Here is a 22,065-nt window from a genome sequence, read left to right as displayed (position 1 = left end):
GTAGAAAAGATGAAGAAAACAAAGAGATACTTTGCCTATGTTAGAACAGTACTTAAAAAAACTTCCTTTCTATAAGAAAACTTGGTTTCAGTTCGTCTTATTTGTAGTACGGCGCTTTGAGGCCGACCGTTGTCGTGAACAAGCAGGTTCACTGACCTACACTACCTTGTTTGCGGTCGTACCAATGCTGACAGTTTTCTTGGTCATCATCTCGTCCATCAAAGCACTGGAACCTGCACGTCAGCAATTACAGCAATTGATTTATAGTAATTTCTTACCTAAAACCACCATTGCTTTTGATAAGGCTCTCAATGCTTTTACCGATAAATCGAGTAATTTGACCATTATCGGAATCTTATTTCTCTTCGTTACAACGGTCATGATGCTGACCAGTATTGAAACTGTCTTTAACCGAATTTGGCGAGTGCGCGAAACCCGTGGTGGCATTATTGGCTTTATGCGCTACTGGACCATTATTTCTTTAGGACCAATTCTCCTCGGTAGTGCCTTTGTTATTTCTTCTACTGTCGCCTCTTTAAATGTCTTAAGCAATAATTTTGCAGGCTATGAGTTAGATGGTGCTTTTATATTTTGGTTAATTTCATTCGCCTTAACGGTACTTGGTTTTTTTATTTTAAATTGGACCATTCCAAACCGAAGTGTGCCGATTAAATCGGCTCTCATTGCTGGTTTATTTAGTGCTATTGTCTTTGAATTACTGAAACATTTGTTCGGTTTTATTATGTCGAACTTTACCAGTTATGAAATTATTTATGGTGCGTTTGCCGCAATTCCCATTTTCCTGCTGTGGATTTTTCTATCATGGAATATCGTCCTGATTGGGGTTGAAATTAGTTATGCACTTACTGCATTTACCTCTCATAAAGAACAAAAGCGCCATCCTGTTATTATGTTGATGGATTTACTGGAACTATTTTATAAAAAGCAGCAACAAGGCTTAAGTGTTTCAGACGATGAAGCGCTTGATATCTTGGGGCGAGATGAATTGGGTCGCTGGCCAAGTTACGTCCTCATGCTTGAAACACAGAATTTAGTTAAACGTACTGATGACAATCAATATGTTCTTGTACGCAATCTGTCTCACGTTGATTTTTGGAGTTTTTATAGCAGGCTTCCCTATCCACTGCCACAGCGTCAGGACTTAGGCAATGTACATCCTGACGATGTCTGGATGCAAAAAATTGGTCCTGCCTTGGTGGAGTCAGATGATTACTTGGCGGCCAAACTCGCCATTCCACTTTCCAAAATTTTTGATGATAAATCCTAATAAAACCGTGTCTTATCTCTTCTATATAGATAAGACACGGTTTTTATACATCACAGGTAAAGCCTAACCTTAGTCCAAAACATACATGATTTTTTTACTGCAAAGCCGCTTTAAAGGCCTGTAAGTATTGTTTAATCTTGTGATGTAGACTCACCACCATTACCCCCATCAAGACAAAACCCGTACCCAATAAGAAATTCAGCTCCAACTGTTCTTTTAAGAACATCACCCCAAAGCACATCCCAAAAATCGGGGTTAGAAAAGAAAATACGCCCAACTGTGAAGCCAAATACTTTCTTAATAGCCAAAACCAAATCAGATAACTACCAAATGACACCACCACGGTATGAAACAGTAAACTACTGATCGACAGTGCGGACCAGTGAATGGTGGCCTGCCCCATAAAGAAAGAAAGTGGCAAGAGCAATAAAAATGCGATAAACAACTGATAAAACAAGGTCTGTGTCGCAGGTGCTTCAGCCAATTTGGTCAGCCGAACAGCGATCGTGGTGGCTGCCCATAAAATCCCTGCTAAAAGTGCCAATACATCCCCCCATAAAGCCGATGTCACTAAAGCTTGAGAATCAGAAGGATGAAATAAAAAGGCGATTACAATTCCAAAAAATGCCAATCCAATTCCTAACCACTGTATGACCGACAAACGCTCAGACGGCAGTTTCCAGTGTAAACCCAATGCCACAAAAATAGGGGCGGTATACAATAAAACCACGGTATGCGAAGCAGAGGGTAAAACGTAAAGCCTGTGCCACTAAAAAAAATTCGGCTGCAAATAATACCCCCACCAAAATACCTGCAGGCAAATAATCACTCCCCCATAATGAAGCCCCCTTTGCTAGCTTAATCATGGGATAAACCATCAATGCAGATAGACCTGATCGAAGCGCAATTTGCATCACTGTAGAAATATCAGGGGCTGCAAGTTTTAACACCACTTGTTGTAAGCCCCATAACACGCAAAGCCCCAGCATAATACCTGAGGCTTTTCCGTCTAGCGCCTGACGACTGCTCACGATCTGCTCCACTAAAAAAGATGAACCCATACTATAAATTTGTCTGAAATAAAATATATAATCTAAAACAGACAAGAGATCTTCTTATTCAGGCAATTTCAGCCATGCCCTACAAACAACAAAAAAACAGTGCACCACTCAAACAACTACCGACCAATGATCATATTGATAAATTATTGTGGATTCATTTTCGCGATGATCCCGCTCAGTCGGTTTATCCCGTACATGGACATGCATGGGGTGAATTTGTCTATGCATTTAATGGAGTCATGGAAGTCCATATTAATCAAGTTGACTATCTCACTCCACCGCCCTACGGAATTTGGCTACCACCCCATGTCGCACATAGCGGTTTAAACCGTACCGATGTTTCTCACGGTACGCTCTATATCCATGAAAGCTTATGTAGCCACTTACCACAGCAAGCCGGTATTATGCTGAGCTCACCTTTAGTCACCGCGCTCTTTAAACATTTAAAACAGCACCACTTGGCAGATGATTCAGCTGAGCATTTGCGCTTACTTTATGTCTTACTTGACCAACTACACCATGCAGAATTGGTGAGTAGTTATTTACCACACTCCGAACATCCTGTACTCAAGAGTATTTTAGATTTTTTACATTTACACCCTGCCGACAACAGCGCTTTGCAACAACTGGCAGTACAACACAATATGACTGAACGCACACTTGCGCGTTATAGCCAAAAAGAACTCGGCATGTCTTTGAATGAATGGCGGCAGCGCTTAAAAGTCATGAAAGCCATGAGCATGCTAACCGAAGGGAAAAAAGTGGAAAGTATTGCATTAGATTTGGGCTATGCCAATGCATCGGCCTTTATCAACATGTTTAAGCGCTGGATGGTGTATACACCCGATCAATTTCGAAAACTGTATCATAGTCACCAACAACGCTAAAAAAAGACCACCATGGTGATCTTTTTTTAAGATATTGCAGTTAAAACCAATTAGGCTTTGACAAAAGTTGTCCATGTATAATCTTGAGATTTACCGTTCAAGGTCATTTGTAACTGTTCACCCGGCTGCAATGCTGCAACCCCTGCTGGTGTGCCCGTCATAACCACATCGCCTGCTTCCAAAGTGAAGACTTGGCTAATATCAGCCAACAAGGTACCAATATCAAAAATTAGATGTGCCGTATTACCTGCTTGACGCAGCTCATTATTGACATGAAAGGTATAGTGCACATCATTCCAATCTTGTACCACATCGGAAACAGCAACCCAATCTGCCAGTACACACGAACCATCAAAGGCTTTAGCACGCTCCCACGGCTGACCTTTGCCTTTCAAATCATCTTGTAAATCACGTAAGGTTAAGTCTAAGCCTAAGGTCACTGCACCTACCACTTGAATAGCCTTGAGAGGGTCAGCTTCTTGAGTTAAACGTTGATCTATACGTAAAACCAGTTCACATTCATAGTGACAACTGCCCCACGCAGGATTCCAAGAAATACCCGCATCTAAACTGAGCAGACTACTTGGTGGTTTGATAAATAAAACGGGACGATCAGGAATCGCATTGCCTAATTCTTTGGCATGGTCTGCATAACTACGACCGACACAGACAATTTTAGATGGACGTGTACTCATGATCTTCCTCTTGCTTGGCGAATAATTTTATCGTGTTACGGTCAATACTCTTATTTTTTAAAGGTATTCTCAAACTTCGTTTGATCTGCACTCTCTATGAGTGCGCGCTTAGGCACAATCACCACAGTACGGTTTTTCAGCTCTAACATATAAGTTAACTTGCCGATGGCAAATTTCTGTACTTCATTATAATGGACCACCTGCTTGCGGCCATTGGCATAAATTTCCGCATAATCTTGATATAAATCTATGCCCTGCTCACTTTTACCAAACTGATATTTCACAAACTGACGCTTAAACATCATTGGAAGAAACCAATAACGCATGAGAATTTGTAAAACCAAGAAGAATACACCCAATGCCACATAATAACGCCCGACACCTGTAAAGCCGAGCATAAAGCCCCACACAATAATCCCGATACTAATCAGAGGTGTAATAAAGCGCGTAATTTGCTTTTTACCAAAGGTCGCTAAAGCAAAACCATCTTGCGACTCTTCTAAAGTGAGAAAATAACGTGTCGATAATGCAGGTTTGTTCTCTGACATAAGGCTAGATCAAATTACTAAAAATATTGATCTCAATACTACAACACTATTTGGTATTTTCTTAGGACTTTCATACACGCAGCTGAATGAGCTGGTTGTACACATGCAGTACGCGGTTAACTCTAAAAAAGAATCTGAATGAATATAAAAAGCGCCAATACGCACACGTACAATAGAGAAAATGCTGCGAAATGAAACCTATGTTTTGCATATCAAAGTGAACAAAAACAATAGGCACAAAAAAACCGCAATTAAGCGGTTTTTTCAATATTGATCAAGTTGGTGCGCTCAGAGAGATTCGAACTCCCGACCCCTTAGTTCGTAGCCAAGTGCTCTATCCAGCTGAGCTATGAGCGCGACGTCTTGATGGGGTGCATTATACGTGAATCCTATTTTTTGTTAAGTCTTATTTCCATAAAAGTCGATCAACCGCCCACTTATTAAGCACAAAAGGTGCGAGATGCTGTATAAATCAACAAATTGAGGTTCCATAGCAGAATAGATAGGCAATCATGCAAGACTAAAGCTTTATTGATATCAAATCTTTCTTGATGAATCACTTTCTCAAGCAAAGCATTTCACTTTTTACAGACACAAAAAAACCGCAACATGTGCGGTTGATTGTTCAAGTTGGTGCGCTCAGAGAGATTCGAACTCCCGACCCCTTAGTTCGTAGCCAAGTGCTCTATCCAGCTGAGCTATGAGCGCATTACTTGTGTGCCAATTCAGGCGTTACGTTACATACAGTTTACTTATTGGTGCGCTCAGAGAGATTCGAACTCCCGACCCCTTAGTTCGTAGCCAAGTGCTCTATCCAGCTGAGCTATGAGCGCGACATAAGTAAAGTTGGCGGTGAGAGAGGGATTCGAACCCTCGGTACAGTTACCCGTACGCATCCTTAGCAGGGATGTGGTTTCAGCCACTCACCCATCTCACCGTAACGTGCCGCCATAATACAAACTTCATGCTAGCACTGCAAGCACAGACGCTGCCTTTTTTGCATATTTTCGTTCAATTAAATACTTTTTAAACAATTTAGTGCTGATTCATCACAATTTCTTCTTTTCAACGCATCGCTGTGCTGAATAAAACAGCAAATATCCTAAATTGCCGACATAAAACACAATATTGCAATCATTTGCGTGCAGTCTGTCTTCGCATGACTTATGCTAATCCTATCTACTGAGATACAGCCAAAGACATTATGAAAAATTGGGTCGATCCTGAAGCAAAAGCTGAAGCTGAACGTTATGACAATCCTATTCCGAGTCGCACGCTCATTTTAGAAACCATCGAAGAAAAAAAGACGGCGCTTTCACATGCGGATCTGGTTGAGATTTTTGAAATTGCAGATCAAAAAAGTATTGATGCGCTCAGCCACCGCCTGATTGCAATGGTTCGTGATGGCCAACTCATGAAAGATGGTTTCAAGTTCCTTCTTGCGGAAGAACAACCTGAACATGAAGCAACGGTCTACATTAATAGTAAAGGCTTTGGTACGGCGAATATCACAGGGCATGAAGACCTTCTTCTCCCTGAGCGTGAACTTCGTCAAGTCTTTAATGGTGATCGTGTTAAAGTGCGCCAAACCTCAGTAGATCGTAAAGGTAAAGCTTGGGGCTTTATTACCAAGGTAGTGCAACACCGTGTGAAGCAAATCATTGGTAAAGTGTCGATACATGACGGTGAATACTTTATTCAGCCAGCAAATCCCAATGCGCACCAACCAATTACCTTAGAAAAAGAGTTAATCGAACACGCACAAGTCAAAGTGGGCGATTCGGTTCGTGTGGCAATTGATGACTACCCAACCAAAGAAGAGCTCGCCACTGGTCATATTGTACAATCTATGGCTGATAAGGCCGACACCGAAATCATCATCCCACAAACCATTTTAGAGTTTGGTCTGCCGTATGAGTTTCCTGAAGAGGTACTTAAAGAAGCAGAAAGTTTTAAAGAGCCATCAGAGCAAGACCGTGAAGGTCGTATTGACCTACGTGATTTAGCCTTAGTCACTATTGATGGTGAAGATGCTCGCGACTTTGACGATGCTGTTTATGCAGAAAAACGTCCAGGTGGAGGTTATCGTGTCGTGGTAGCCATTGCGGACGTCAGCCATTATGTCCGTTCGGGCAAACCGTTGGATGATGAAGCCCAGGAACGCGGTACATCGGTGTATTTCCCGCACTTTGTTTTACCTATGTTACCTGAAGCCCTGTCGAATGGCTTATGTTCACTCAATCCACATGTGGACCGTCTGTGTATGGTCTGTGATTTAAACCTGTCCCGTGCAGGTCGCGTCACCAAGTTTGAGTTCTATCCATCAGTCATGCATTCAAAGGCACGTTTAACCTATACCAACGTTGCTCAATACTTTGAAGGTGACAGCAGTGCCATCCCAGAAGACCGTGATGTGCGCAAATCCTTAAACACCCTGTTCCAACTTTATCAAGTCCTCAAAGGTTTACGTGCAGAACGTCATGCTATGGAATTTGAAACCGTTGAAACCTACATGACCTTTGATGAGCTAGGTGGGATTAAGGAAATTTTACCGCGTACGCGTAATGATGCGCACAAGCTGATTGAAGAATGTATGTTATTGGCAAATGTGGCCGCGGCTGAATATGCACTCGAACATGACGTGCCAATGCTATACCGTATTCATGAGCCACCTGAGTTCTCACGCATTCAAAAGGTACGTGACTTTGTCAAACTACTAGGTCTACCGTTTCCAGAACAGCCGACTCAGAAAGACTATCAGGCCGTAATTGATGCAACTAAAGACCGGATTGATGCTCCTAGTATCCATGCAGTACTGTTACGTTCGATGATGCAAGCCTACTACGGCGCGAATAACGCAGGTCACTTTGGTTTGGCTTATGAAGCGTATACGCACTTCACCTCTCCAATTCGTCGTTACCCAGACTTGTTGTTACACCGTGCCATTAAAGCCAAGTTAAAACATAAACCTGCACCTCTTTCAGGGGCTGCTTTGGATGATGCGGGTCAACATTTCTCCGCAACTGAACGTCGTGCAGATGAAGCGTCTCGTTCTGTCACCACATGGTTGAAATGTCATTATATGCAGCAGCATTTGGGTGAAGAGTTTGTCGGCATCATTTCTGCCGTAGCAGAATTTGGTCTGTTTGTAACGCTCAAAGACTTATATGTTGATGGCATGATCCATGTCAGCCAACTGGGCGATGACTATTTTGTCTATGACCAACCAAGTCAGAGCTTGATTGGGCAGGCACGCGGTCAAAGCTTTAGCTTGGGCGATGAAGTAAAAATCAAAGTTGCAGCAGTGAATTTAGAAGATCGAAAAATTGATTTTGAATTATTGCAACAACTCTCACATGGTGGTCGGCCCATACGAAGTCGAGCGCCCCGTGTTGGCAAAGCCAAAACAGCACGAAGCGAAAGTAAAGAAGAAGTCTTTAGCGAGTCGACAAACGCCTCTCCCAGTAACAGCGGAGACCAGCCCATACGACGCAAAAAAGATAAATCCCAACCTAGCTCCTACAGCAAGAAGCCTGGTAAAAAATCTTCATCAAAGTCTGAAACAAAGGTTAAAGATAAAGTGAAGAAAAAGTCGAAACCTAAAAAGAAAAAATCCAACGCAAAAGCGAAAACTGAGTAAATGATGTAAAAGGTGCTAGGGCTTCATGTTCTAGCACCTTTTTTCATAGGACCAACATGAATTTTTTGCGTTTATTTTTAAACAAACCCATCAGCCAATATCATCCCTTGCTTTATTTCATGGCTACACGTAGCCGACGTATGATGCGCTATTGGCAGTGGAAAACAGATGGGAAAGACTATGCACATTCATTTTCTAACGTCCCTTTGGCTTTTCGCGTCAAAAAGCATCAGTCCGTTCTAATTCGTAAATTAGGCGATAGCGATCAACACTGGCAACACAATAAAGTCATCAATCTCAAAATTGCCAGTCCATGTATTTCTGGGATTTTAGTCCATCCACAACAAACGTTTTCTTTTTGTCAGTTGGTGGGACAACCAACAACTCAAAAAGGCTATGTCGAGGGAATGGAACTCAGCTTTGGGCAGGCTCGTGGTGGTATTGGTGGTGGTATTTGCCAAATTGCCAACCTCATCCACTGGCTTGTCTTGCATAGCCCGTTACAAGTGGTACAACGTTCACAGCATTCCTTTGACCCTTTTCCAGATCATGGTCGAGTGCTCCCTTTTGGGAGCGGCGCTGCAATTTTTTATAACTATATTGATTATCAATTTTACAACCCCACTCCGCATAGCTTTCAAATTCGGCTTTGGTTTAGTGAGAAATGCCTAGAAGGTGAACTGCGCTGTTCCGCCGATTTAGACTATGTCTACCATGTGTTTGAACAACAGCATGCTTTTCTTAAAATCGGGACGGATTACTATCGTCAAAACGAAATATGGCGACACCGTAAAGAAAAATATAAAAGTGGTGAAATCTTAGCAACCGAGTGTATGACCCGTAACTTTGCCAAAGTGCTTTATCAACCCTCACACATTGACCTGCACTATGCATCATGGACTGAATTTCAAACGGCGCAAAACATCAAAACCAATTAAAACTTGATTTCCCACGGCATCACCCTTACATCTAGTGATAACTCAACATTTTATTTGGCTTAACAGCATGACATTAGAAAAAGCAACTTTGCCTGTTCCACAGTTTGATCAAATCACCTTAGTACAACTCCAACAACAGATTGAACAAGCCATTCAACAGGGTCAACATTTCTTAAAAGATCTGACCTTGGTTCCGGAGTCGAATGAAGAACAACTCGCCGTCTTAGCGCAAGTCGATACTCTAGAAAACAATATGAGCGAAGCGTGGGGCGTACTGTCTCACCTCAATGCCGTGATGAACAATACTGAAACCCGCGAGGTCTATCAGTCTTTATTACCTGCATTAAGTGAGTACTATACCGAACTGGGTCAACACACAGCACTGTATCAAACCTATCAACACATTCATGATGCTGCGCAATTTGATCACCTCCCTGAAGCCCAACAAAGTGCGATTAAACTTGCGCTGCGCGACTTCAAACTGTCTGGGGTGGCTTTAGAAGGTGAAGCCAAAAAACGTTATGCAGAAATCTCGGCACGCTTATCACAACTGTCATCGGACTTTTCCAACCATGTTTTGGATGCAACCCAAGCCTACTTCAAACCATTAACGAAAGATGAACTGGCAGGCCTCCCCCAAAGCAGTGTTGAGCTGTTAAAACAATATGGTCAACAACGTGAACTGGATCAACCCGTCGCCACTTTAGACTTTCCGTCGTATTTGGCGATTATGACCTACGCAGAAAACCGCCCTTTACGCGAAGAGTTGTATCGTGCCTATACTACACGTGCATCTGACCAGTCTGAACATGCTGAGTTTGATAATACCGCGGTGATGGAAGATATTTTAAGCCTACGTCAGGAAATGGCAGCACTGTTAGGTTTCAACAATTATGCCGAGCTTTCATTGGCCAGCAAAATGGCGCCAAATGTAGCCACGGTGGATCAATTCTTACGTGATTTGGCTGAACATTCACGTGCCCCTGCGCTCAAAGAAGTAGCTGAGCTAAAAGCGATTGCCGCTGAAGATGGCATTGAAGAGTTAAAACCGTGGGACAGTACGTATTATTCAGAAAAACTGAAAGTCCAACAGTTTAATTTATCTCAAGAAGCGCTCAAGCCCTACTTCCCTGCACCTAAAATTTTGCAGGGCTTATTTAGTATTGTGAACCGTCTTTATGGGATTCAAATTGTCGAGCGTGAAGCTCCCGTATGGCATCCGGATGCACGCTATTTTGAACTCGAAGATCAAGGTACTGTGGTTGGTGGATTCTATTTTGACCTTTATGCACGTCAGGGCAAACGTGGTGGCGCATGGATGAGTGGTTTCCGTTCACGTACCCAAACAACGCAAGGCCTACAAAAACCGATTTGCTATATGGTGTGTAACTTTACCCCACCTGTCGGTAATCAAGCCGCACTATTGACTCATGATGAAGTCATTACCTTGTTCCATGAATTTGGACATGGTTTACATCATATGTTAACCGAAGTCGACAATATTGCTGTTGCGGGCACACACGGCGTAGCATGGGATGCAATTGAACTACCAAGCCAATTCATGGAGTTTTGGGCATGGGACACCGAAAGCTTAGACTTACTCAGTGCTCATATTGACACCCAAGAAACCTTACCAGAAAATCTACTCAAAGCCTTGCTGGATGCACGTTTCTTCCAGTCTGGCATGCAAAGTCTACGTCAAATTGAGTTTGCCCTGTTCGACCTCAGCATTCATAAAACAGCCCCTGCTTTAAAAGCGGATCAAATCCAAGCCACCTTAAATGAGATCCGTGCACAGTATGCTGTTTTAGAAACCACGCCTTATAACCGCTTTCAACATAGTTTCAGCCATATTTTCGCAGGTGGCTACGCGGCGGGTTATTATTCTTATAAATGGGCGGAAGTTTTGGCGAGTGATGCCTTCGATCGTTTCGAAAATGAAGGAATTTTTAATACTGCCACTGGCAAAGAATTTCGCCAATTTATTCTAGCAGTTGGCGGAAAAGATACTGCACTTGATGCATTTATCAATTTCCGTGGACGTGAGCCAAAAATAGATGCTTTACTTCGTCATCAAGGTTGGACGAACCGCTAAAAATGTGAGTAAACTAAGCGCCTAAATTGTTCAGAAGGTAAGTCTAATGACTCTTAAACGCCGTTTCATTGCAGGTGCAAAATGTCCTAAATGTCAGGCAATGGATCGTGTCGTTATGCTTACCTCGAATGACGATGAATGGATTGAATGTATCGACTGTGGTTATTCTGAGAACCGACCTACCCATGTAGACGAGCCTCAGATCCCAGCTACCCCAGACGAAGTTGGGGTCATTCAATTTAAACCGCGTCAATCCAAAGAATAAAAGGTCGAGTCGAATGTCACCCGTACAACACAACAATCCTAAATTGCTCTGGGGAATTACAGCAGGTCTGGTCGCAATCATTGCGATTTTTGCGCTGTATCAATGGATTTTTGCCTCACAAGAACCTGAAACACCCCCTCATCAAGCAGAATTGCTTCAACCCACTGTGAAAGCCATTCCAGAAGTGCAAAATGCGGCATCAAAGGCAGCAGCAGAAAATACGGTGAAATTGGTTGAAGAGGATATTTTAACATCCCCTGTGCCTGAAAATTCATCTTTAGCCAAAGAAGAAGTAGCCAAACTGGACGACATTCAAACTCAACTCAAAGAACAAGAAACTACCTTGCAAGCGCAGCATAAAGATGCTGATGAATTAATGAAACTCAAAGAAGAACAAATTAAACTGTTAGAAGCCCAACTGGCAACACAGTAATCCCCCTTTGCACTTTTTAAATACGCTAGAATATCAACCGATACTCTAGTGTATTTTTATCATGTCTACTCAGACCACCTCATCTAGCGTGCTTAAAGCCATAGCCCTACTCATTGTTTCAGCGCTGCTGTTTTCTTTGATGGGGGTGTGTATTCGCTATGCTTCACATACAGTGGATAATGCCAGCATTGTTTTTTTCAGAAACTTCGTGGGTTTATTTATTTTTTTACCGCTGATTTTACAGCGAGGACTGGGCTTTTTTAAAACAGAACGTTTGTGGATGCACACTTGGCGCTCCATGGTTGGGCTTGTCGCGATGTATGGTTTTTTCTACGCGATTGCTCACTTAAAACTGTCAAATGCCATGGTCTTTACTTATTCGTCTCCTATTTTTATTCCTTTGATTGCTTGGCTATTTTTAAAAGAAAAAATCACGAGATCAATGCTGATTGCCGCGTTGATTGGGCTTTTAGGCGTCCTATGTGTGGCGAAACCTGATGCTGGCTTATGGAATCAGTTGTCCTTCATTGGCCTCAGTGCTAGTTTTTTAGCGGCCATGGCTTTTGTCACAGTACGTGCACTTACTGCAACCGAACCGCCTGAGCGCATTGTCTTTTATTTCTGCTCTATTGGTACCCTGATTTCCATGATTCCCATGTTTTGGCATATCCGTCCTTACACATGGACAGAACTAAGCTTCCTGATTGGAGCGGGCCTACTTGCCAATATCAGCCAACTGGTGATGTCTCATGCCTATCGACTGGCGCCTGCAGGTCAAATTGGGCCTGTAAATTATGTCGCAATTATTTTTGCAGGCCTCTGGGGTTATTTATTTTGGCGAGAAACTCCTGATTTTTATAGTTTGATTGGCTTTGCCCTGATTTTATTGGCAATTGTGGTTTGTAGCCCTCTGTTGCAAAGACGACTACGTCCCTAGCAAGCTCTCCAATAAATCCAAAGCATAAAAAAGCATCCGAAGATGCTTTTTTAATGTTCCAAGTTTATTTAAATCTTAGTGATACCAACCGAATAACTTAAAGAAGTAAGGCACATAGGCAATGATCAACATTGCTGGGAATAGTACAATTAAAGGCAAAATCCAGCGCTCATAACGATAATAGAAAGACAGATGACGAACCTCTGCATCGGCCTCATTCACCTCTGCATCACCTATAGATTGCCTTGCCAAGAGATGATTAAGTGCAACAGGTGGTGTCACATAGCCCAACTCAAAACCAATCAAGGTGATCATCCAGAAATGTACAGGATGAATACCATATTGATAGGCCACAGGGGCAACCGTCGCAGAAATCAAAATCACGGCGCCAAACGGATCCATAATCATCCCAACAAAGACCATCAATCCCACAATCAGAGTAATGACCAAGAATGTACTGCTAATATCGGTTGGGAAGAAACTCATCACCTCCGTACGTTCAAGCAATCCACCTACACTGACTGAAAGTGCCATTAAAATGACCAAAGCACCAATATGCCCAACCGTTTCACTGGTCGAGATATGCATCGACTTCCAAAAACCAACTTGGCGCAATACATCCATAGAGCTCGATTGAACCACGCCATGATTCACCACTTGTCCATCATCTGCTGCATTGCCATGTAGCCCTTCACGATATTCTGCATGAGCAACTTGCGCACCCGCTAAAGCAGGCTCATTATTGGAATTATAATTTGCAGTCAGCGTTTCATCCCAGTGCCCAACCGCAGGCAGTGGCGCAGGTTGATGACGTAATTTATCAAATAACACGATCATCAATAAAATGACAGGCATCATCACTGGCGCTGTAAATTCATTCAGATCAGTGTCTAATAGATACTTATAGAACATCCAGATCAGAACAAAAATTGCTATATACGGAACCACAGCAAGGAAAGCACGCCCTGATTTTGGCGCTGCCACACTCGGTGATGCGATGCGGAATTTACTTTCAGCAAAGAACAAAGACACAACCAAGAATAAAGTTGAAGTCAGTAAGAACGTATAGACACCATATTGATAAAGCAGATCTGTAGTTACTTCTTTATTTAATGATGCTACGACAACAATCAATAAACACGGACGTAGCACGACACCTAGCGAACCAGACATTGCCGTTGCAGCTAGAGCAAACTGGCGACGACCACCCGCATTCCAGACTTCTTTATAAATAATCGCCCCTGCTGCAATCACAAAGATCCCTGAAGCACCTGTATATGCAGTCGGTAAAGCTGCAGCGATTAAAATCAACCATGTGAGTGTTTCAGGTGCCAAGTTCCATGGGCGTAAGATATTTAAAAACAGATCCACAACGCGTGTCTGTTTCAGTAACATACCCGCCCAAATGAACAGCGCTAAATTAAGAAAAATACTCGAGAACTCAACCAACTGACCAAGATAAATCCCTTGCCCCATTGGGTAGTCCATAAAGAAGATAAAAGCAACACCCGTGATCACCGCCATGTAGGCATATAAAGGCACACTCAGAAAAGCAAAACCAAGACGCCCACCTGCTTTAGCCTCTTTCGGTGGGATAAACAACTGCCAAACACTGATCAATGTGAGTACTGAAAACAAAATCATCCACAGCCAATAAATCAGCTGGGTTTCGCCATTCATTGGCACACCCGAGTCTTTGACTGAGTTAAATTGACTAATGCTTGAGTAGGTTAATAACCCATTACCCAGTGTCATCAGTAGACTATAAACACGATAATCCAACTTGGTTGCAGGTCCACGTAAACCAATATGATGGATTTTTAATGTCGCGCTAATTGCAGCTAAGACCACCATAAAAATCAACAGAATGGCACGATTTTCTGTCCCAAATTTAAAAATACCGAAAAAGGTCGTTTCAAAATTACGATAGGCACGAATACTTGGATGTGCCTCCATGTGTAGCATGGCTTTATCGTAAAATTGATACTTTTCCTCACACTGTTGCACACCTGCCAAAATAGACGCACGCACATCCGCTTCTGAAGCAGTACCAAAAAAGTCTGCAAACTCATCGGCAGCATTGGCTTGCATTTGAGTTTTGACCATTGCATCCACATTAGGGTGACGATTACATTCGGGTTTGGTCGGTTCAGCCCTTAAAAAAGAGTACTGCATGCCTGTGGCAGGGTCACCATACAGGCGCTCTCCCATACGGAGTAACTGACCATGAATCATTTCACCTGTACCTATTAATAGCGTAAGTAACAGTAAAATCAGAATTAAGAAAGTGGAAATCCACTCCGTCCATATATACTTCAGCAGATCGAGTCCTGATCTGCTCTGTCCATGATTCTGCATGTTGTTTCCTATTTTTATTTGCAGTTCTATTCGGCGTAATACGCTGTAGAACCTGTCGTTTTGTCGGCTTGAGCTTGTCCTTTCTCGATGCCTTTAGATTTTTGTTTTGTTTATCTTTGCATCAAATTTATATTTTTGAATATGACAATCTGGATTTTCTTTTTAGAATTTAGGTCAATAGATTACTCATCAAATAGATTCACCCCGATTAAATACATAGCTGCAATCACAATCCCCCAGATCACACCCAATAAATGTGCTTCGACTAAGACTGGACTCCCGATCAGTTCAGCCGTAGCACTCGCCCCAAGGGTATTTTCCCAAATCAGTTTGCCTAAAATGAGAAACAACACCAAACTCGCAAACATCCGCTCTTTACGGTAAAGCAAATGGACGATGGCAATCGCAGTGAACATCCCATGCAATACACCTGACAGCCCAGCATAGGCTTCAATATCGGCCAAAAAATAATAAAAACTGAGACTAATTAATGGCGGTAAAATCAGCAATAACGCCACAAAATGCCAGACACGCACGCGTGGGAAAATAAAAGGCAGACACATAAATGCCAACATATTAAGGGCAAAATGAATCCATCCCACATGCACCCAGTGCGCAGTCCACAAACGCCAAACTTCAGGAAAAATATCCACACGCCAATAAATAAATTGATCTTTAAAAATCTGTAGGCATGCCGAAATTGATACGACGAACGCAATCAAAATGATTTTTCTATATAGAAATTGATCTTGCATCGCATGCCCTTATGCTGTGACTCATTTATTTATTGTTATTTTTTTGACTACATGGCTCAGTTTAAAATTGGTTAACTTTCATTAAACAGTTCATCCAACTCTGAACGATCTTCTTTTTCATCCCAGAAATGCGCCATACCACCATCACCTGTTCGTGTCCCTGTATGTTCAGTCCAATAACGATCAGAAATGCCTTGTACCATACTCGAAGCCATACTATCAATCAGCTTAAACTGTGGATTAGTCTGTTTTTCATCACTATGTGCAGCCGCATAACTTTTCAAGGCATCACGAATTTTCGCATCATCACCACTGGCTTGCGCTGCAATAGCATACATCGCATGGGCTAAACGCACCCCTTTTTGCTCGCCGATTTGCATAGATTGTTTTAAAGTCTGATATGGATCAGGCTTACCTTCACCCGCACCTGGCAATAAGGTCCAAATCACCGCACGTGTTGCATTCGGTGCACCCCAAAACTTTTCATTGTCTAGACACACCATGCCACGCTCGACAATAGCCGCAATGTCTTTAGGAACATTGACTGCACCACCTGAGTTAATATCATTGGTCATCGCTTGTAGACCGCTCAACATTCCCAGCATATATACAGTTTGATCCAAATCGCTGTTCATTTTTGGGCAACCTTCGCCCAGTTGCTTTTTATACTTTTTTTCCCAACGGTTTTGGAACAATTGATAGCCTGTATATTGACGCTGTGCAGCAATAGCAGCCCAACGTTTTTGTTCAATACGCGCATCCTGTGCTTCAGAAACATTACCTGCTTTAGAGGCACGTAAATAACGAAGCTCAGACTCTAGCGCCTGATTCTCCGCACAAATACCTGAAGCCGAATAGAGTAAAACCGCAATACGTGTTGGGTCTGCGCCCATATCTTTGGTCGACATAATCGCAGGCGTCAAAGCATTGCCTGAATTGCAGACCATCTCTGCATCTTCCATAGCCAATATAGGCGGAACAATATGTTTTTCACTAAACCCAAGTGCAACATTAGCACCTGTTTTAACCACTTGTGAACAACCCGAAAATAATAAACTTGTAATCGCTACAACAGCCATACCTTGGCCTATTTTTTGGACTTGCGACATTTTCCTGTCCTCTATTTGTATAATTGTATGCGTCCGTGCTGACAAACATAGCAGAAGCAATTTCCGAAGAAAAGAGTATTTACTCTAAATCCGACTACTACTCTGCCATGAAATAAAAAGCGGAAAATTGACTTAAATGACACCCATATTTTTTTTCAGGCAAAAAAAAGTAGCATAGCGACGGTTCGGCACATGCTACTTATGAACTGAGAAGCCTAGCTAGGCTTTGTTTGGTGCAAATCGTTCCTTCAGCACTGTTCCTAATCGTCCTATAACAATCGCTAACACAATTGCTACCACTAGAAACATCCAAGTTGGAATCATCATAAGATTATCCTTGTTTGCTGTTGGTGATTTGAATGTACATTTTAAGAACAACAAACTATAAGAATGTTGTCTGACAATTTGAAAATAGCGTTAAATTTGTTCCGAACTGTCAGACAAAGAGAGATGAAATCAGTTTATATTTATTATTTTTCAATAGTTTGGTTAGAGTATAAAAGCTAATATTGTCCAACAATTACTGCATTTTGGTGAGTATTTTCAACGCTTTCCACTGTCTCAAGGATAACTGATCACACCAGACCAACATCGGTTTGGCACGGAAATGTTGAAAATAGATCACGATATACGCACGATGGTCGATAATATGACTGATCTGCACACGCTGCACATCGCTTTGCGTTTTATGCGACAAGGACCAATCTCGACCATCCAAATACTGTAATTGAAAGTGTTGCGGCCCACGTAGAAAAAACAGATATAAGATAAAACCTGCGACCAAAGCAATCAGCCATAACCACAAAGGCAATAGCTGATAGAGTACAAACATTAAAATGGCATAAATTGACAACTGAAATACATAAGCCAAACGGCTAGGTTTCAGTTGAAAATGACGATTATCCATTACACTTATCCATGTACATAATGCTTTAACTTTTGAATCAAGGTTTTCATTTCAGGGTGCGGTGGTTCAGACACTTCCATGAACCAGTCCAATAAATCTGGGTCTTCTTGTTCAACCAATGCTGCAAACATGGCCTTTTCCGCAGGATCCGCCTGAAGATAATAATTTTTCACATAAGGATCAAAGTACACATCAATTTCTTTTAAACCACGACGTGCACGGTAGATTACTTTACGCTCTTCCAAGCTCATTTCTTCAGTCATTACATTCCCCAGATGAATTACAACGGCTTAGTTTAACCGATCACACCTCCCTCGCCACTAGTTAAATGTCGCAATTTTTTCAACTGGCAAAACCCATCAAAAAATCAACCGCATTTGAGCATTCAGTCCATTGTCGCATGTCCTGCTTTTCACTAATCTTCTAGCAAAATAACAACATCAGGATGAGCTTCCATGCAATCAGGCGCGATTCGCCCGTTAACCAATATGCTGCCGCGTAATTTATTTAATGCTGAACATGAGGCATTTCGAGAAACTGTGCGAAAGTTTTATGCCAAAGAAGTTGTTCCCAATATTGAAAAATATGAACAACAACAACATGTCGATCGTGAGCTATGGAATAAAGCAGGCGCCATGGGACTACTGTGTGCCACCATGCCTGAAGCTTATGGTGGTTCGGGTGTAGACCGTTTATACAGTATGATTTTGATTGAAGAACAAGCCTATGCCATGGATTCCTCGACAGGGTTTTCACTACACTCTGACATTGTCGCGAACTATATCAATAACTTTGGCAGTGAAGCACAAAAACACTATTGGTTAACGCGGATGGCTTCGGGTGAAACCGTCACAGCCATCGCGATGACTGAACCTGGCACAGGCTCAGACTTACAAGCGGTACGAACAACGGCTGTTTTAGAGGGAGATGACTATATTATCAATGGCTCTAAAATCTTCATTACCAATGGCTATCTCTGCGATATGGCGATTGTGGTCTGTAAGACGGGTGACAGTGAGAAAGGTTCAGCTAATCTCTCATTAATCATCGTTGAAGCTGATCGTGTAGGTTTCAGTAAAGGCAAACCTCTCAATAAAATTGGAATGAAAGGACAAGACACCTGCGAATTATTTTTTGATCATGTCCGAGTCCCTAAAGAGAACCTGCTCGGTTTGGAAGGCATGGGCTTTATGATGTTAATGAAGGAATTGGCTTGGGAGCGTATGCTAGTGGCGATTATTTGCCAAGCGGGTGCAGAAGCAGCACTGGCACATACTGTTCAGTACACCAAAGAGCGTAAAGCCTTTGGAAAAAGTATCTCTAGCTTTCAAAATACCCGCTTTAAACTGGCAGAGTTGCGTACAGAAATTGACTTTTGCCGGGCTTATCTGGATCGTTGTATGCAATTACAACTCGAAGATAATTTGGGGGTTGACGCAGCAGCAGCAGCTAAATATAAAATTTCAGAGATGTTTTCTAAAGTTGTGGATGAATGTCTGCAACTACATGGCGGCTATGGCTATATGTTGGAATATCCAATTGCACGTGCCTATTTAGATAATCGCGCCAATCGTATTTACGCAGGCACCAATGAAATCATGAAAGAACTCATCTCACGTTCTCTTTAACTCAAATAGCCCATCTCTAGATGGGCTATTGCATTTATATATTTGCTTCAAGAAAGTCCGCAATCAACGCAACCACCAAATCGGGTTGCTCTTTATGCGGCATATGATGCAGTCCCTCTAAAATTTGTAATTCGGCTTGTCCTGTGACCCCTGAAAAAATTTGTTGTGGTTGTGCCGTGGTTGCATATTCATCTAGTTCACCATGAATAACCAACGTCGGACAACAGACACCGCCTATTATCTCAGCCAGACTCCAATCCTGAAAAGCGGGGGCCAACCATGTTTCAGTCCATGCATCAAGCACCCACTGTGCTTTGTTCGGGTGGTATTTGGCTAAACGCTCTATTTGCCCTGCTTGTTGAAAGCCTAGTTTTGCCTCTCGAATGCCTGCTAGAGTCAGCTCTTCAACGGTATACTGTGCAGAGATAGTAATTAAGGCGTGGCAACATTCTGCATAAATTGCTGCAATCGCAATCGACATCCCACCTCCGACACTGTGCCCAAGGATAATAAAATCCTGTATCGAGAAATAATCCAAAACTGCTTTAAAGCACTGTGTGGCTTCCGTGGATACAAAACTATATGCCAGTGAAGTCGGATGAGCATCGGATAAACCAAAACCCAGTCGATCATAAGCATAAATCACACGGCCTGTTGCCTGAGCCAGCTGTGCAGGAAAATCTCGCCATAAGCTCACTGAGCCTAATGAATCATGCATTAAAATTATGGGTGCCAAAGATAGATCGCCCGAATCAGTTTGCCACTTTTTGGCGTGAATCCTATATTCTGTATATTGAATTTGATGGACTTCTTCTAAGATTTTCAACGCATTTCCTATTCTTTGTTTTCTCAGTGTTCAAAATCATCTAATAGTTCAAACCTGAAAGAAAGCCCCAAAAGAGAACTGCTCAAGTCATTAAAAAAGGAGCCTAAGCTCCTTTCATATCTATGTCGTTTTGCAAGTTAGGACACTAGTTTGGGTTTCTGATCCAATGCTAGCTCACGTTTAGCAAATTTCAGTATACCATCCTCAAAAGAAGCATTCTTTAATGCTTTACGATCAGCTAAATAGTTATTCGACACTTTCCAAGGTGCATGCTTGCCTTGTTTTGGCATAACACCTGCTGCACGTGCGATATAACCAGAACTTAAACTTCCCATCACCGTATCTTGCATTAGCTCAGTCGCATCCCCTTGAGGAATCACTTCAGTCCATTGTTTTTGATCCATATAGTTGAGTAAACGACAAATGTATTCTGCGGCAATATCCACCTTTAAAGTCCAAGAGGCATTGATATAACCAATAATCATCGCCATATTCGGCACATCACTGACCATCACGCCTTGATACAACATATGTTTAGATGTGTCTAAAGGTTCGCCATCAATCGTTGCTTGAATGCCGCCCAAGATTTGAATTTCTAAACCTGTCGCTGAGACAACAATATCCGCCTCTAAATGCTGACCAGACTTTAATTGAATACCCGTTTCAGTAAAGCGCTCAATCTGATCTGTTTCAACACTGGCTTGACCTGAACGAAGAATTTTAAATAAATCACCGTCTGGCACCACACATAAGCGCTGATCCCACGGATTATAGTCAGGGGTAAAATGTTTCATATCCACTTTACCTTTGAGCTGCATCTTAATCGACTGTAACAGCAGTCGGCGTAGCAGTTTCGGTTGTTTCTGCGCGAGTGCATAAATTCCACGTTGCATCCCAATGTTACGCGCACGAGTCAGTTTATACGCTACATCTTCAGGTAACACTTTACGCATTTTGTCATATACAAAATCAATAGATGGCACTGAAGCAATATAGGTTGGCGAACGCTGTAACATGGTCACATGACTAGCCCCACCCTTGGCCATCGCAGGTACTAGCGTAATTGCTGTTGCGCCACTACCGATGATCACTACTTTTTTGCCGCGATAATCTAAGTTTTCAGGCCATAACTGTGGATGAATAAACTGCCCTTTGAATGCCTGTTGATTTGGAAACTCAGGTTGGAAACCATGATCATAGTTATAATAGCCTGTGCAACCAAACACAAAGTTTGCAATCCAGTTCTCTTTTTTACCTTTCGCATTCTCAATCACCACCTGCCATTTCTTTAGTGCAGAATCATAATTGGCGCTTAAAACACGATGCTTAAAATGAATTTTTTCTTTGAGCTTTTGTTCATCTATCACTTCGGATAAATAGCCTTTAATCGACGAACCATCAGCCAGTACACTCGCCTGCTGCCATGGTTTAAAATTAAAACCAAAGGTCGACATATCAGAATCAGAACGAATTCCGGGGTACTTAAATAGATCCCAAGTACCACCAAAGCTATCGCGACGTTCAATAATCTCAAAAGAACGTTGTGGGCAATGCTTGGTTAAATGTGCTGCAAGACCAATACCAGAAATACCAGCACCTACAATCAGTAAATCGACGTGCTTATCCATGTTGTTTTTATCCTGTCTTATATTCTGTTCCTATTAAACCACAAAGCTGACAATACACAATGTCAAG

Annotated in this window: 18 protein-coding genes, 4 tRNA genes and 1 pseudogene; 9 read left to right on the top strand and 14 right to left on the bottom strand. The window is 42.2% G+C overall.

Translation table 11 applies throughout. The features are described 5' to 3' along the window. The first annotated feature begins 37 nt into the window (after positions 1-37). Positions 38-1,288, top strand: coding sequence for a YihY family inner membrane protein (locus tag ACZ8ZH_RS02160; RefSeq protein WP_086208929.1), 1,251 nt, complete (start codon positions 38-40; stop codon positions 1,286-1,288). A gap of 94 nt (positions 1,289-1,382) precedes the next feature. Here the strand turns inward: ACZ8ZH_RS02160 and ACZ8ZH_RS02155 are convergent. Then, a pseudogene (locus ACZ8ZH_RS02155) lies at positions 1,383-2,319 on the bottom strand (DMT family transporter). A 104-nt stretch (positions 2,320-2,423) separates the two neighbouring features. Between ACZ8ZH_RS02155 and ACZ8ZH_RS02150 the strand changes: the two are divergent. Then, entirely contained in the window at positions 2,424-3,236 is an 813-nt protein-coding gene (locus ACZ8ZH_RS02150) for an AraC family transcriptional regulator (RefSeq protein WP_119064810.1), read from the top strand. Positions 3,237-3,286: 50 nt separating this feature from the next. Here the strand turns inward: ACZ8ZH_RS02150 and ACZ8ZH_RS02145 are convergent, their stop codons facing one another. From ACZ8ZH_RS02145 to ACZ8ZH_RS02120, 6 genes are all read right to left on the bottom strand, one after another. Continuing rightward, on the bottom strand, positions 3,287-3,931 hold the full coding sequence (locus tag ACZ8ZH_RS02145) for a fumarylacetoacetate hydrolase family protein (RefSeq protein ID WP_119064808.1): 645 nt from the start codon (positions 3,929-3,931) through the stop codon (positions 3,287-3,289). 50 nt (positions 3,932-3,981) lie between these two features. Then, positions 3,982-4,479 carry a YcxB family protein gene (locus tag ACZ8ZH_RS02140; RefSeq protein ID WP_086208932.1) on the bottom strand — a complete coding sequence of 166 codons (498 nt, stop codon included), beginning with the start codon at positions 4,477-4,479 and terminating at the stop codon, positions 3,982-3,984. 280 nt (positions 4,480-4,759) lie between these two features. Beyond that, positions 4,760-4,836 (bottom strand) — tRNA-Arg (locus ACZ8ZH_RS02135). 274 nt (positions 4,837-5,110) lie between these two features. Continuing rightward, positions 5,111-5,187, bottom strand: a tRNA-Arg gene (locus ACZ8ZH_RS02130). Between the two features lie 48 nt (positions 5,188-5,235). After that, positions 5,236-5,312 (bottom strand) — tRNA-Arg (locus ACZ8ZH_RS02125). Between the two features lie 14 nt (positions 5,313-5,326). Next, a tRNA-Ser gene (locus ACZ8ZH_RS02120) sits at positions 5,327-5,416 on the bottom strand. A 264-nt stretch (positions 5,417-5,680) separates the two neighbouring features. Here ACZ8ZH_RS02120 and rnr point away from each other — a divergent pair. From rnr to ACZ8ZH_RS02090, 6 genes are all read left to right on the top strand, one after another. Beyond that, complete coding sequence (rnr, locus tag ACZ8ZH_RS02115; protein ID WP_213069997.1) at positions 5,681-8,119, top strand: ribonuclease R; 2,439 nt, start codon at positions 5,681-5,683, stop codon at positions 8,117-8,119. A 56-nt stretch (positions 8,120-8,175) separates the two neighbouring features. Then, a complete protein-coding gene (locus ACZ8ZH_RS02110; RefSeq protein WP_119064804.1) occupies positions 8,176-9,057 on the top strand; it encodes a VanW family protein in 882 nt (293 codons plus the stop codon). Between the two features lie 52 nt (positions 9,058-9,109). Continuing rightward, positions 9,110-11,152 (top strand): M3 family metallopeptidase, encoded by a 2,043-nt coding sequence (locus ACZ8ZH_RS02105; protein WP_171405812.1) that lies wholly within the window; start codon positions 9,110-9,112, stop codon positions 11,150-11,152. 46 nt (positions 11,153-11,198) lie between these two features. Further along, a complete protein-coding gene (locus tag ACZ8ZH_RS02100; protein WP_086208936.1) occupies positions 11,199-11,417 on the top strand; it encodes a YheV family putative zinc ribbon protein in 219 nt (72 codons plus the stop codon). A gap of 13 nt (positions 11,418-11,430) precedes the next feature. Next, complete coding sequence (locus ACZ8ZH_RS02095; RefSeq protein WP_119064800.1) at positions 11,431-11,850, top strand: hypothetical protein; 420 nt, start codon at positions 11,431-11,433, stop codon at positions 11,848-11,850. 61 nt (positions 11,851-11,911) lie between these two features. Next, the gene (locus ACZ8ZH_RS02090; RefSeq protein ID WP_119064798.1) at positions 11,912-12,787 is read left to right on the top strand and encodes a DMT family transporter; all 876 of its coding nucleotides are present in this window, start codon (positions 11,912-11,914) and stop codon (positions 12,785-12,787) included. Between the two features lie 75 nt (positions 12,788-12,862). Here the strand turns inward: ACZ8ZH_RS02090 and ACZ8ZH_RS02085 are convergent, their stop codons facing one another. From ACZ8ZH_RS02085 to ACZ8ZH_RS02065, 5 genes are all read right to left on the bottom strand, one after another. Further along, a complete protein-coding gene (locus ACZ8ZH_RS02085) occupies positions 12,863-15,145 on the bottom strand; it encodes a TRAP transporter large permease subunit (protein WP_119064796.1) in 2,283 nt (760 codons plus the stop codon). Positions 15,146-15,327: 182 nt separating this feature from the next. Next, entirely contained in the window at positions 15,328-15,900 is a 573-nt protein-coding gene (gene rrtA / locus ACZ8ZH_RS02080; protein WP_086208940.1) for a rhombosortase, read from the bottom strand. A gap of 71 nt (positions 15,901-15,971) precedes the next feature. Then, complete coding sequence (locus ACZ8ZH_RS02075) at positions 15,972-17,009, bottom strand: hypothetical protein (RefSeq protein WP_119064794.1); 1,038 nt, start codon at positions 17,007-17,009, stop codon at positions 15,972-15,974. Between the two features lie 520 nt (positions 17,010-17,529). After that, a complete protein-coding gene (locus tag ACZ8ZH_RS02070; protein WP_086208942.1) occupies positions 17,530-17,916 on the bottom strand; it encodes a protein YgfX in 387 nt (128 codons plus the stop codon). Between the two features lie 5 nt (positions 17,917-17,921). After that, complete coding sequence (locus ACZ8ZH_RS02065; RefSeq protein ID WP_005401275.1) at positions 17,922-18,179, bottom strand: FAD assembly factor SdhE; 258 nt, start codon at positions 18,177-18,179, stop codon at positions 17,922-17,924. A gap of 192 nt (positions 18,180-18,371) precedes the next feature. Between ACZ8ZH_RS02065 and ACZ8ZH_RS02060 the strand changes: the two genes are divergently transcribed. Continuing rightward, on the top strand, positions 18,372-19,544 hold the full coding sequence (locus ACZ8ZH_RS02060; protein ID WP_086208944.1) for an acyl-CoA dehydrogenase family protein: 1,173 nt from the start codon (positions 18,372-18,374) through the stop codon (positions 19,542-19,544). 34 nt (positions 19,545-19,578) lie between these two features. Here the strand turns inward: ACZ8ZH_RS02060 and ACZ8ZH_RS02055 are convergent, their stop codons facing one another. Both ACZ8ZH_RS02055 and ACZ8ZH_RS02050 read right to left on the bottom strand, forming a co-directional pair. After that, on the bottom strand, positions 19,579-20,370 hold the full coding sequence (locus ACZ8ZH_RS02055; RefSeq protein WP_086208945.1) for an alpha/beta fold hydrolase: 792 nt from the start codon (positions 20,368-20,370) through the stop codon (positions 19,579-19,581). Positions 20,371-20,507: 137 nt separating this feature from the next. Continuing rightward, positions 20,508-21,998, bottom strand: a complete 1,491-nt coding sequence (locus tag ACZ8ZH_RS02050; RefSeq protein WP_086208946.1) for a flavin-containing monooxygenase — start codon at positions 21,996-21,998, stop codon at positions 20,508-20,510. Positions 21,999-22,065 lie beyond the last annotated feature (67 nt).

It is taken from the genome of Acinetobacter sp. SW-226 (assembly GCF_055632855.1).
This window is presented reverse-complemented; position numbering and strand designations above follow the sequence as displayed.